The organism is Mediterraneibacter sp. HA8405, assembly GCF_056148955.1.
In genome coordinates this window covers 2,441,972-2,455,042 of sequence record NZ_CM148758.1, presented here as the reverse complement: position 1 = coordinate 2,455,042, position 13,071 = coordinate 2,441,972, and the positions used below count along the sequence as shown (strand labels likewise).

The window sequence follows — 13,071 nt, the reverse complement described above, 5'->3', positions numbered from 1 at the left end:
TAACAGTACTACAATATTTATGGAAAGGGAGATAATCTTATGAACAAAATGAAAAAAATTCTGCTGCTGACAACCTGCGCTTTTGTTCTCCTCGGAACAACTGCATGCAGCAGTAAGGATAATGCGGATAACGGAGCAGATCAGACCACACAGGACAATAATAATACAGATAAGAATACGGACAATAATACAGACAGTCAGAAGAATGATACTATGAACGATGCTACCGGCGGAGACAGAGACGGAGACGGCGTCCTGGACAATGCCGTAGATGATGTAACTGATGGGGTAGATAAGGTGACGGATGACATTACAGATGACGTGGACAAGGCAGCAGATGATCTGACTGAGAACAATGGCCCTCAGAAGGATACGGATAATTCGGACGGGAATAATAATTCAAACTGATAATTTTACCAGACAGCAGAGACATGGCCAGGCGGATCACAGATCTGTTCTGGCTTTTTGTTTCGGAAAAAGTCCTTCCGGGCAGAGTTTTATGAAAAGGAGCAGTATATGAGATTCAGACCCTGTATTGATATACATAATGGAAAAGTAAAACAGATTGTAGGAGGAAGCCTTCGGGATGAAGGAGACAGCGCAAGTACAAATTTTTCTTCAGAAAAAGGAGCAGCTTTTTATGCTGATCTGTACAGAAAAGATCATCTTACCGGCGGGCACATTATCCTTCTGAATCCGGCCTCGTCAAAATACTACAAGAAAACAAAAGAGCAGGCCATGGAAGCTCTGAAGGCCTATCCGGGAGGACTTCAGATCGGAGGCGGCATTACGGCGGAAAATGCGATGGAATATCTGAATGAAGGAGCCAGCCATGTGATTGTGACTTCCTATGTTTTCTCAGAAGGTTCCTTCCGGAAAGAAAATCTGGAGAAGCTGGTACATACAGTGGGAAAAAAGCGGCTTGTTCTTGATCTGAGCTGCAGAAAAAAGGACGACGGTTATTACGTAGTTACAGACAGGTGGCAGAAATTTACCGGGGTAAAAGTAATGCCGGAGACGTTGGATAAGCTGGCCGGTTATTGTGACGAATTTCTCATACACGGGGTTGATGTAGAAGGGAAAGGTTCCGGTATGGAGTCAGAGCTGGTTCGTATGCTTGGCCGGTGGGAGGGGATTCCGGTCACCTATGCAGGAGGCATTGGCTCACTTTCTGATCTGGAGGCTTTTCGCAGGGTCAGCGGAGGGAAGGTGGATTTTACGATTGGAAGCGCACTGGATCTTTTCGGAGGTACAATCCCTTACAGCCACGTAACAGCTTTGACAGGTAAAAATAATTCGCACTAAATCTATTGAAAATACACAGCTTCACTGCGAAAATAGAATTATTACAAAAAATTTTTTCGCGGTGAGGCTGAAATGGGAAGAAAAGAACAGAGAATACAAAAGAAACTTGAAAAAAATCCAATTAGAGAACTTAATAAAATCCAAAACAGATATTATAGTCAGCTGTTTTGGAAGTTTGCCCAAACAAAGGATCCCCGACATCCGAGCTATATCACATATACAAACCGGATGATGCTGGGGACTTTATATTATAAGGGAATCGCGGGGATTGACAGTATGCAGGAGATGACAGAACAGTTTAATGAAGAGACGGTTTCTAAAAATCTGTCTGCATTTATAGGGGAAAAAGCCGGGGAATACGTTCCCCATCATGTAACAGAGAATGAGTATCTGGAAAGGCTTGCTCCTATGGAGTTGGAAGAAATCAAGCAGGACCTGGTGTATCATCTGATCCGGAGACGATGCTTTGAGGATGCAAGATATAAGAAAAAATGGCTGATCATAGTGGATGGGACACAGCTATACTGCGGACAGAGAAAACTGAATGAGCATTGTCTGGAACGGTGCTGTAATAAGGGAACAGACAAAGAGATCACACTGTATCACCGGGATGTGCTGGAGGCGAAGATCTTCTTTGGAGAAAAGCTGGTAGCCAGTATAGGGAGTGAATTCATCGAGAATAACGGGGAAGACCGGAAACGCCAGGAAAAAATGAGTGCGGAGGAGATCAAACAGGATTGTGAGACCAAAGCATTTACCCGATTGGCAGGACGGATCAAGAAAAGATTTCCCCGGCTGCCGATCCTGCTGCTGGCAGACAGTCTGTATGCATCAAAACCGGTTATGGATCTGTGCAGGGAATATAAGTGGGAATTCCTGATCCGGTATAAAAAGGGAAGTATTCCGAGCATAGCGGAAGAATACGAAAAGATACCGGAAAAAGGGAAAACAGAGAAAGCCGAATTCGTGAATGATATTGATTATGATGGCAAACCGGTACACGTATTAAGATATCGGGAAGAAAAGGCTGGAGAAACAACAGAATTCCAATGGCTGAGCAGCATAAGGATTACCAAAGGGAATGCGGAAAAGATGGCGGAAACGGGAAGAAAGCGCTGGAAGATAGAGAATGAAGGATTTAACCGGCAGAAGAACTGGCAGGGAAGCATTACCCATACATGCAGCTGGGATGACCAGGCGCAGAAGAACCATTATCTAATGGCACAGATCTCGGATTTTGTGAAACAGTTGTATGAGTATTATTATCTGGAGAAGAATGGGATCAAAAAGAAGCAAAAAAATATATCTTCTGATTTGTTAGCCAGCTTTGGACGGCAACTAACAAAAGAAGATATATTCCCAGTTGATGAAAATACACAGTCATTCAACTGAGATAAGTATAGCAAAGGAAGTGGTGCCTGCCAAGAGGAAAATGAACTGAATTATCTACAAAAAGAGGAAATTCGGTCATCAGGGCCTTAAAAGTGAATAAGTTCGGAAGAAAAACCAGTGTTGTGGATAACTTATTTTTTCTTAGAAATTCATTGGCATATGGCAGGCAAATATATTTTTACCGTTTAAAACTGGCCACGTAAAGAATTTGTTGAATTAGACGACGGTTAGTGTTAGAATGAAAAACAGAGCGGCGTCTGGGGTGACCGACGGCGCCGAAATTAGTATAAGGAGTTTATTGCTGAATATGGGTATTATAGAGAAAATTTTCGGAACCCACAGTGAAAATGAATTGAAGAGAATCTATCCCATTGTAGACCGGATAGAGGCACTGGAGCCGGAGATGAAGGCGCTGTCGGATGAAGAACTCAGAGGAAAGACAAGAGAATTTAAGGAACGCCTGAAAGAAGGAGAAACGCTGGATGATCTTCTGCCGGAAGCGTATGCGGCTGTCCGCGAAGCGGCCTTCCGGAGTCTGGGCATGCGTCACTACAGAGTACAGCTGATCGGCGGAATTATTCTTCATCAGGGAAGAATTGCCGAGATGAAGACAGGAGAAGGAAAGACTCTTGTGTCTACTCTTCCTGCATATCTGAACGCTCTGGAAGGGAACGGCGTTCATATCGTCACTGTCAATGATTATCTGGCAAAACGTGACGCTGAATGGATGGGAAAAGTACACGAATTCCTTGGGCTTACTGTGGGCGTTGTGCTGAACAGCATGGATAAGACGGAACGTCGCGCAGCCTATGACTGCGATATTACTTATGTAACAAACAACGAGCTGGGATTTGACTACCTGCGGGACAATATGGTTATTTACAAGGAACAGCTTGTACAGAGAGGGCTTCATTTTGCCATCATCGATGAGGTTGACTCTGTTCTGATTGACGAGGCCAGAACGCCTCTGATTATTTCCGGTCAGAGCGGCAAGTCCACAAAACTCTATGAGGCCTGCGATATTCTTGCCCGCCAGCTGGAGCGCGGTGAAGCAAGCGGAGAATTCTCCAAGATGAACGCGATCATGGGAGAAGAGATTGAGGAGACCGGAGACTTTATTGTCAATGAAAAAGAAAAGACCGTCAATCTGACCGAAGACGGCGTAAAGAAAGTGGAAAAATTCTTCCATATTGATAATCTGGCTGACCCGGAGAATCTTGAAATACAGCACAATATTATTCTTGCCCTGAGGGCACATAATCTTATGTTCAAAGATCAGGACTATGTGGTTACCGCTGAGGGGGAGGTTATGATTGTCGATGAGTTTACCGGACGTATTATGCCGGGCCGCCGGTATTCGGACGGACTGCATCAGGCAATTGAAGCCAAGGAACATGTGAAGGTAAAAAGAGAGAGCAAAACACTGGCCACCATTACTTTCCAGAATCTTTTTAACAAATTTGACAAAAAGAGCGGTATGACAGGTACGGCTCTGACAGAGGAAAAAGAATTCCGCGATATTTACGGCATGGATGTTGTGGAGATTCCCACCAATGTGCCGGTTCAGAGAAAAGATCTGGAAGACGCGGTATACAAGACGAAAGCGGAAAAATATAAAGCCGTTGTTCGGGCGGTTAAGGAGGCGCATGCCACAGGACAGCCGGTTCTGGTCGGTACAATTACCATTGAAGTATCAGAACTTTTGAGCAAGATGCTGAAAAAAGAAGGCATTCCTCATAATGTGCTGAACGCCAAATATCATGAACAGGAAGCGGAGATCGTTGCGGATGCAGGTGTTCACGGCGCGGTAACCATTGCTACCAACATGGCAGGACGTGGTACCGATATAAAGCTGGATGACGATGCGAGAAAGGCGGGAGGCCTGAAGATTATTGGTACAGAGCGGCATGAATCCCGTCGTATTGATAATCAGCTTCGCGGACGAAGCGGACGTCAGGGCGACCCGGGAGAGTCCCGTTTCTATATTTCTCTTGAGGATGATCTGATGCGTCTGTTCGGTTCTGAGCGTCTGATGAGCGTGTTTAATGCTCTGGGTGTTGCAGACGGCGAGCAGATTGAGCACAAGATGCTTTCCGGAGCCATTGAGAAGGCTCAGAAGAAGATTGAGAGCAACAACTTCGGTATTCGTAAAAATCTTCTGGAATATGACCAGGTAATGAATGAGCAGAGAGAGATTATTTACGGAGAGAGACGCCGGGTTCTTGACGGCGAGAGTATGCGCGATACGATTTACAATATGATTACAGAATATGTGGAAAATATTACAGATAAATTCGCATCTTCTGAAATACATGCAGATGACTGGGATATCAAAGGCCTGGCTCTGACACTTCACAATGAGATACCGCAGATGGAAGTTCCGTCAGAAGAAGAGTGCAAAAAGATGCATCAGAAGGAACTTAAACATCTTCTGAAAGAGCGTGCTGTTAAAGCATATGAGGCAAAGGAAGCAGAGTTCCCCGAGGCAGAGCAGCTGCGTGAAGTGGAACGTGTTGTTCTGCTGAAAGTCATTGACGCCAGATGGATGGATCATATTGATGATATGGAACAGCTCCGTCAGGGCATCGGCCTTCAGGCATACGGACAGAGAGATCCTCTTGTTGAATACAAGATGACAGGATATGATATGTTCGGCGCTATGACAAATGCAATCGCGGAGACGACAATCCGTACTCTCTTCCATATTCGTGTAGAACAGAAGGTAGAGAGAGAAGAAGTCGCGAAAGTAACCGGAACGAATAAAGACGAGTCTGCTGTACGGGCTCCGAAGAAACGGGAAGAGAAAAAGATCTATCCGAATGATCCGTGCCCGTGCGGAAGCGGAAAGAAGTATAAACAGTGCTGCGGACGAAAACAGAGAGCGTAAGCAGGCTGCACAGGAAAGAAAGAGGTGATTAAGGTGGTTTTATTGGATGAACTGAAGTCCAGACTGGGCGCATACGAAGAACCGCTGAAAGATTTGAGGGATTCACTTTGACCTGGCGTCAAAGAAATTAAGAATCGAAGAATTGCAGAAACGCCTGGAAGAGCCGGGATTCTGGGATGAACCAGAAGTTTCTCAGGAGGTAATGAAAGAGCTGAAAAATCTTCAGGATTCTGTAGAAGAAATTGAAAAGCTGTATTCGGATTACGACGACATGATGCTTCTGATCGAGATGAGTCAGGAGGATGCCGATGAGGAGACTGTTCACGAAATTGAAGAAGAACTGGAGCAGTTTGAAAAGAAATTTGAAGAGCTGCGGATCAGTACTCTTCTGACCGGTCCCTATGATAAGGATAATGCCATTGTGACGCTTCACGCAGGAGCGGGAGGAACAGAATCCTGCGACTGGGCCGGCATGCTTTACCGGATGTATACCCGGTGGGCCGAGAAAAAGGGATATGATGTGGAGGTTCTGGATTATCTGGAGGGCGACGTGGCCGGAATCAAAGGCGTAACCTTTGAGGTGAAAGGAGAAAATGCATACGGATATCTTCGCTCAGAGAAGGGCGTGCACCGTCTTGTGCGTATTTCTCCCTTCAATGCGGCAGGAAAAAGGCAGACTTCCTTTGCTTCCTGCGATGTGATTCCGGATATTGAAGAGGACATTGACATTGAAATTAATGAAGACGATCTGAAAATCGACACCTACCGGTCAAGCGGTGCGGGAGGCCAGCATATCAATAAGACATCGTCTGCAGTAAGAATTACCCACCTTCCTACAGGAATTGTGGTTCAGTGTCAAAATGAACGGTCACAGCATATGAATAAAGATAAGGCCATGCAGATGCTGAAGTCGAAACTGTATCTGCTCAAACAGCAGGAACAGGCCGAAAAAATGTCGGACATCAGAGGCGAGGTCCGGGAGATTAATTTTGGAAGTCAGATCCGGTCCTATGTGATGCAGCCATATACGCTCGTAAAGGATCACAGGACCAATGCAGAGGTCAGCAATGTAAACAGTGTAATGGATGGAGGCATTGATCCGTTTATCAATGCATACCTGAGTATGAATGCAGAAGTACAGAAAGGAAAAGAGTAATGGTTAATATAGCGGTAATGGGATATGGCACAGTTGGCTCAGGCGTAGTAGAAGTAATTAATACGAACAGCGCTGTTATCAATCAGCGGGCAGGAGATGAGATCAATATCAAATACGTTCTGGATTTAAGGGATTTCCCGGGAGATCCCATCCAGGAAAAGATTATTCATGATGTGGATATTATTATTAATGACCCGGAAATCAAGATTGTGGTTGAAGTGATGGGAGGCATCGAACCTGCATATACTTTTGTGAAACGCTGTCTGGAGGCCGGAAAAAGTGTGGCTACGTCCAATAAGGCGCTTGTGGCAAAGCATGGAGCGGAACTTTTATCCATTGCAAGGGAGAGGGAACTGAACTTTCTGTTCGAGGCCAGCGTAGGGGGCGGAATTCCTATTATCCGTGCTCTTAATTCCAGCATGACGGCGGATGTTATTGAGGAGATTACAGGTATCCTCAATGGAACAACCAATTACATGCTCACAAAGATGTTCTATGAAGGCGCAGACTATGACGAAGTTCTGAAGGAAGCTCAGGACAACGGTTACGCAGAACGTAATCCGGAGGCGGATGTGGAAGGCTATGATGCCTGCAGGAAGATTGCCATTCTTTCTTCTCTGATATCCGGTCAGCAGGTGGATTATGAGGATATCTATACGGAAGGCATCACAAAGATTACAAAACAGGATATGATGTATGCAAAAGAGATGGGAATGACGATCAAACTTCTTGCATCAAGCAAGCGGCACAAAGATCATCTCCATGCAATCGTGGCGCCGGCTCTGCTTGGAAAGGATCATCCGCTTTATAATATCGATGATGTATTTAACGCGGTTTTTGTACATGGAAATATGCTGGGAGACGCCATGTTCTACGGCAGCGGAGCAGGAAAACTCCCCACAGCCAGCGCGGTTGTGGCTGATGTTGTAGATGAGGCAAAACATCTTCACAGAAATATTATGACTATGTGGAAGAGCGAGAAACTTATTCTTGAGCCGATTGAAGATACATGCAAACGTTTCTTTGTACGCGTGTCCGGAAATCCGGAAGAGATGAAGGAGAAAGTGGAGAATCTGTTTGGTGAGGTACAGGTTGTAAAAGTACCTGCTCTTGAAAATGAATTTGGTTTTATGACGGAAGTGATGACGGAAGGAGACTACAGGAAAAAGGCAGAAGAACTTCCGGAAATCCTTCATATGATCCGCATCGAAGAGAGATAACAGGAAGGAATATAACATGAAATATATCGTAATTTTGTGCGATGGAATGGCGGATGAGCCTGTTGAAAGCCTGGGAGGAAAGACTCCTCTGGAGGCGGCGCATACACCGGGGATGGACGGACTTGCCGGAAAATCAGAAATCGGGATGGTGAGGACGGTGCCGGAAGGAATGTCGCCGGGCAGCGATACCGCAAATCTTTCGGTAATCGGATATGATCCTCGGAAATATTATTCGGGCCGTTCTCCTCTGGAAGCACTGAGTATAGGAGCCGATATGACAGAAGATGACGTATCTTTCCGCTGCAATCTTGTAACATTATCTGAAACAGAAGAGAATTATGAAGACAGACATATTCTGGATCACAGTTCAGGCGAGATCAGTACGGCGGAGGCTGCGGAACTGATGGAAGCTTTAAAGAAGGGCCTGCAGAGAGAAGGATACACTTTCTATACAGGCATCAGTTACCGCCATCTTCTGATTCAGAGCAAAGGAAAAGTGGCGGAACTGACTGCTCCCCATGATATTCTGACAAAACGGATTGGCGAATATCTTCCCGGGGATCAGGTGCTGAGGGAAATGATGGTAAAAAGTTATGATATACTTAAAGACCATCCGGTTAATATAAAACGCCGTGAACAGGGGAAAAACCCTGCGAATTCTGCATGGTTCTGGGGAGCCGGGACCCGTCCGGCTCTGATTTCTTTTGAAAAGAAAAACGGAGTGAAGGGAGCCATGATCTCCGCGGTGGATCTGCTGAAGGGAATTGCCGTAGGAGCGGAGATGGATAACATTGCCGTAGAGGGGGCCAATGGCGGACTGGATACCAATTATGCCGGGAAAGGTCGGGCGGCAGTAAAAGCGCTGACCCGGGACGGTTATGATTTTGTTTATGTGCACATTGAGGCTCCCGATGAAATGGGACATCAGGGAAGCGCGGAGAATAAAATTCTGGCTATTGAGCGGATTGACGAGCAGATTATACGTCCTGTTGTACAGGCCTTCCGCGAGGCCGGCACAGATTACAGGATGCTGATCCTTCCGGATCACCCCACACCTGTCAGGGTAAGAACCCATACAGGAGATCCGGTGCCCTATCTGCTTTATGACAGTACCAGATCTGTGGACGGTCCGGCTGCATACAGCGAAAAAACCGGAAAACAGACGGGGATTTATGTAGCAGAGGGATATACGCTGATTTCCCGGCTGCTGGAGAAATGAATTTTCCGGAATGTGTTGATATAAAATGAAAAATAAAAGATGGATGCCGCAGTTATCCGGTTTGCAGTATGCCGGATGTGCGGCTCCATCTTTTTACTTTTTATTCCGGAAGATCTACGCCGAGTACTTTCTGAACCAGCCGGCGGTCATCCGCCCCGGCCTTCCGGTAGTGTGTAAGGATATTAAGTTCTTCCTGTGTCAGGTAGAAGGTATCTGCATTCTCAATAATCATTCCGCGGAAATATGGTCCGTGGCTTTCATTTACAATTCCGTTTTTTGTACAGGTTTGTGTAAGCAGCTGCTCCAGAGTGACGCCATAAATATCGGCAAGACGGATCAGCATGCCGATATCGGGAATGCGTTTGCCCCGCTCATAATTGGAATAAGCCTGCCGTGAGATATTCAGTTTATCGCCAATCTGTTTCTGTGTATAGTTGTAAGCTTTTCTGAGTCTCACCAGATTGTCTGTCAGTTGAACATTTGACACGGCGCACCTCCATTTACAAAAAATTGCTGATATCGTTTTTCATTATAACAATTTTTACTGTAAATGAATTTGTATGCAACAGAACGAGAAATAAATGCGGAAAGAAACAATTTGTTTCCTGCGGGCGGGCGTGATTTATATTTTGCTCAATGTACTGTTGTGATAAAGAGGTGACATTGTCACATCTTCGCCCAGCCAGGCCGGGGCCACAAATGAATTGGCCGATTCCTCATCCGGAAACTCGATTTCTGCAATAACAAGAGGTGCCAGGCTGTCTTCAAAAATATCCAGTTCCAGCGTTAAACCGCTGTCCAGCGGGATTACATACCTTTTTTTCTGAATCAGACGTCCGTCAATTTTCGGCTTCAGATGCTCATAGGCCTCTTGTGTCAGGGGAAGATTATATTCCTCACGGACCATCAGTCCCTTTGATTTATATGTGAGAAAAAAACTTTTGTTGTCTCTCCGGATGCGGACCACCGGGGAAGTGCAGAGATAGCCCTGTTCAATTTTTCTGCAGGGATAATCTTCGGGGTTAAAAGGCAGTGAATTCAGATCAGGAAGAAATTTACGTTCAATTTCCATGTTTTATATACTCCTTTCTTCTTTCCTGTTACAGTTCGGGTGATAACTTTCTTCATCATAATACGTCTGCAAAAAAATGTAAACCATTGCATTTCACGGTCTGTTTTGATAAAGTGAAAGATGTAGGACCGCGGTTCCACGGGCTTTTCCGGCAGAGAAACGCCGTAGGACAGGCGATAAGACTACTGTGCGGATTGGAGGTATGATTGATGAAAAAAGTATATGTGTTTCTCGCAGATGGATTTGAAGAGATCGAGGGGCTGACCGTTGTTGATGTCCTCCGCAGGGCAGGAGCAGATACAGAGACTGTTTCTGTAATGGGAAGAAAGGAGATCAGGGGCTCCCATGAGATTCAGATTCTGGCGGACAGTCTGTTTGAGGATGTGGATTTTTCGGATGCCCGGCTTCTTGTACTCCCGGGAGGTATGCCGGGAACATTAAATCTGAAAGCCCATACAGGTCTCACAGAGCTGCTCAGACGTTTTGACAGGGAAGAAAAGTACATTGCCGCAATCTGTGCCGCTCCGAGCATTCTCAGCGGTCTGGGCATGCTGAAGGGAAGAAAGGCCTGCGCATACCCTTCTTTTGAAGATAAACTGGATTGCGAAGAGGTTGTATCAGCTCCGGTTGTAACCGACGGACATATTATAACGGGAAGGGGAATGGGAGCCGCCATTGCCTTTGCCCTGAAACTTACGGAGCTGCTTTTCGGAGAGAAAAAAGCAGATGAAATCGCAGAATCTATAGTATATAAAGCAGATTAGACAGAAACACTCAAAAAACACTGGAAATGTCAGGGGTTGTGTGCTATACTGTTTCAATGACTGCAAATATAATTTGCGCAATCAAGGAGGAAGAAAATGAGTTTACAGGTAGAGAAGTTAGAACATAATATGGCGAAGCTGACAATTGAGGTGCCGGCTGAGGACGTAGAGAAGGCCCTTCAGGCTGCTTATCTGAAAGAACGCAGTAAAATCAGCCTTCCGGGATTTCGCAAGGGCAAAGTTCCGCGCCAGATGATTGAAAAGATGTATGGACCGGAAGTATTCTATGACGAGGCAGCTAATCATATGATATCAGAGGCATATGGAAAAGCCTTTGATGAGTGTGAACTGGAGATTGTATCTCAGCCGAAAATTGAAGTGACTCAGCTTGAAAAAGGAAAGTCTTTTATTTTTACGGCTGAAGTTGCTGTAAAACCGGAAGTGACTCTCGGTGAATATAAGGGTCTGAAAGTAGATAAAGTTTCTACAAGAGTGACTCAGAAAGAAGTAGACGAAGAGATTGAGAAAGAGCGTGAGCGCAATGCCCGTACAATTGATGTGACGGACAGAGCTGTACAGGATAAGGATATGGTTACCCTTGATTTCGAAGGATTTGTAGACGGTGAGGCATTCGAAGGCGGAAAGGGCGAAAGCTATCCGCTGACAATCGGATCGGGATCATTTATTCCTGGCTTTGAGGAGCAGCTGATTGGCGCTGAGATCGACAAAGAAACAGAAGTTAAGGTGACATTCCCGGAGGATTATCAGGCTGAGGAGCTTGCCGGAAAGGATGCCGTGTTCAAATGTACTGTACACCAGATTAAGGCGAAAGAACTTCCGGAGCTGGACGATGAGTTCGCTTCCGATGTATCCGAGAGCTGTGAGACTCTGGAAGATTACAGAGCAGAAGTAAAGGCAAAGATCAAGGAACGCAAGGAGCGTGAGGGACGTCAGAAAAAAGAAGATCAGGCTGTAAATCAGGCGATTGAGAATTCCCAGATGGATATTCCTCAGCCGATGATCGATCTTGAAGCAAAACAGCTGGCGGATGATTTCGCGCGCCGTCTTATGCAGCAGGGAATGAGTGTTGATCAGTATTTCCAGCTTACAGGTCTGTCTGAGGACAAGATCATTGATGAGCTGAAGCCGCAGGCTGAGAAACGCATCAAGACAAGACTGGTTCTTGAGGCTGTTGTGGCAGCAGAGGATATTCAGGTATCTGACGAGCGCCTTGATGAGGAACTTCAGAAAATGGCTGATTCATATCAGATGGAAGTCGACAAACTCAAAGAGTTTATGGGTGAAAATGAAAAGAAACAGATGAAGGAAGACATTGCAGTTCAGGAAGCAGTGACTTTAATCGCAGATGCAGCGGTAGAAGGCTAAGCAGTGTTTATAAAGGTGTGCCGCCGGAAGGTACACCTTTTGTCAGATTATAGAGAAAGAAGGAAAAGATATGAGTTTAGTACCTTATGTCATTGAGCAGACGAGCCGCGGAGAGCGCTCTTATGACATATATTCAAGACTGCTCAAGGAGAGAATTATTTTCCTCGGGGAAGAGGTAAGCGACGTCTCGGCAAGTGTAGTTGTGGCCCAGATGCTTTTCCTTGAGGCAGATGACCCGGAGAAGGATATCCAGCTTTATATTAACAGCCCGGGTGGTTCTGTTACAGCAGGCATGGCAATTTATGACACAATGCAGTATATCAAGTGCGACGTATCTACTGTGTGTATCGGAATGGCAGCCAGTATGGGCGCATTCCTGCTTGCGGGAGGCAAAAAAGGAAAACGTTTTGCACTTCCAAACGCAGAAATCATGATTCATCAGCCGTCCGGCGGCGCACAGGGGCAGGCTACAGAGATCCAGATCGCCGCGGAGCATATCCTGCGTACAAAACAGAAGTTAAATGAGATTCTGTCAGCCAATACAGGACAGCCCCTTGAGACAATCAAGGCAGATACGGAGCGCGATAATTTTATGTCCGCAGACGAAGCGAAAGCATATGGTTTGATTGATGAAATATTAGTAAGCCACTAATGGCGGTATGAGGTGACA

Annotated in this window: 12 protein-coding genes; 10 read left to right on the top strand and 2 right to left on the bottom strand. The window is 45.7% G+C overall.

Translation table 11 applies throughout. From position 1 onward, the window contains the following. The first annotated feature begins 39 nt into the window (after nucleotides 1-39). The 7 genes from AC0QUU_RS11515 to AC0QUU_RS11485 all read left to right on the top strand — a co-directional run bounded on the left by AC0QUU_RS11515 (nucleotide 40) and on the right by AC0QUU_RS11485 (nucleotide 9,179). On the top strand, nucleotides 40-408 hold the full coding sequence (locus AC0QUU_RS11515) for a hypothetical protein (RefSeq protein WP_474542929.1): 369 nt from the start codon (nucleotides 40-42) through the stop codon (nucleotides 406-408). Between the two features lie 108 nt (nucleotides 409-516). Then, nucleotides 517-1,305, top strand: coding sequence for a phosphoribosylformimino-5-aminoimidazole carboxamide ribotide isomerase (hisA, locus tag AC0QUU_RS11510; protein WP_474542928.1), 789 nt, complete (start codon nucleotides 517-519; stop codon nucleotides 1,303-1,305). 72 nt (nucleotides 1,306-1,377) lie between these two features. After that, entirely contained in the window at nucleotides 1,378-2,697 is a 1,320-nt protein-coding gene (locus AC0QUU_RS11505; RefSeq protein WP_474541810.1) for a transposase, read from the top strand. 307 nt (nucleotides 2,698-3,004) lie between these two features. Next, the gene (gene secA, locus AC0QUU_RS11500) at nucleotides 3,005-5,584 is read left to right on the top strand and encodes a preprotein translocase subunit SecA (protein WP_474542927.1); all 2,580 of its coding nucleotides are present in this window, start codon (nucleotides 3,005-3,007) and stop codon (nucleotides 5,582-5,584) included. Nucleotides 5,585-5,617: 33 nt separating this feature from the next. Then, a protein-coding gene (gene prfB, locus AC0QUU_RS11495; protein ID WP_474542926.1) for a peptide chain release factor 2 occupies nucleotides 5,618-6,740 on the top strand; the annotation gives its coding sequence in 2 pieces (ribosomal slippage) (nucleotides 5,618-5,692 and nucleotides 5,694-6,740; 1,122 coding nt in all). Then, entirely contained in the window at nucleotides 6,740-7,960 is a 1,221-nt protein-coding gene (locus AC0QUU_RS11490; RefSeq protein ID WP_474542925.1) for a homoserine dehydrogenase, read from the top strand. The genes prfB and AC0QUU_RS11490 overlap by 1 nt, the downstream gene beginning before the upstream one ends. Before the next feature lie 16 nt (nucleotides 7,961-7,976). Next, nucleotides 7,977-9,179: a cofactor-independent phosphoglycerate mutase gene (locus AC0QUU_RS11485; RefSeq protein WP_474542924.1), complete on the top strand. Its 1,203-nt coding sequence runs from the start codon at nucleotides 7,977-7,979 to the stop codon at nucleotides 9,177-9,179. A 100-nt stretch (nucleotides 9,180-9,279) separates the two neighbouring features. Here the strand turns inward: AC0QUU_RS11485 and AC0QUU_RS11480 are convergent, their stop codons facing one another. Both AC0QUU_RS11480 and AC0QUU_RS11475 read right to left on the bottom strand, forming a co-directional pair. After that, the gene (locus AC0QUU_RS11480) at nucleotides 9,280-9,666 is read right to left on the bottom strand and encodes a helix-turn-helix domain-containing protein (protein WP_474542923.1); all 387 of its coding nucleotides are present in this window, start codon (nucleotides 9,664-9,666) and stop codon (nucleotides 9,280-9,282) included. A gap of 135 nt (nucleotides 9,667-9,801) precedes the next feature. Further along, a complete protein-coding gene (locus AC0QUU_RS11475) occupies nucleotides 9,802-10,251 on the bottom strand; it encodes a CYTH domain-containing protein (RefSeq protein ID WP_474542922.1) in 450 nt (149 codons plus the stop codon). A gap of 209 nt (nucleotides 10,252-10,460) precedes the next feature. Between AC0QUU_RS11475 and AC0QUU_RS11470 the strand changes: the two genes are divergently transcribed. The 3 genes from AC0QUU_RS11470 (at nucleotide 10,461) to clpP (ending at nucleotide 13,053) form a co-directional block, all read left to right on the top strand. Further along, nucleotides 10,461-11,015 carry a DJ-1 family glyoxalase III gene (locus AC0QUU_RS11470; protein WP_474542921.1) on the top strand — a complete coding sequence of 185 codons (555 nt, stop codon included), beginning with the start codon at nucleotides 10,461-10,463 and terminating at the stop codon, nucleotides 11,013-11,015. A gap of 96 nt (nucleotides 11,016-11,111) precedes the next feature. Further along, nucleotides 11,112-12,401, top strand: a complete 1,290-nt coding sequence (gene tig, locus AC0QUU_RS11465; RefSeq protein WP_474542920.1) for a trigger factor — start codon at nucleotides 11,112-11,114, stop codon at nucleotides 12,399-12,401. Nucleotides 12,402-12,471: 70 nt separating this feature from the next. Beyond that, nucleotides 12,472-13,053, top strand: a complete 582-nt coding sequence (gene clpP, locus AC0QUU_RS11460) for an ATP-dependent Clp endopeptidase proteolytic subunit ClpP (RefSeq protein ID WP_474542919.1) — start codon at nucleotides 12,472-12,474, stop codon at nucleotides 13,051-13,053. Nucleotides 13,054-13,071 lie beyond the last annotated feature (18 nt).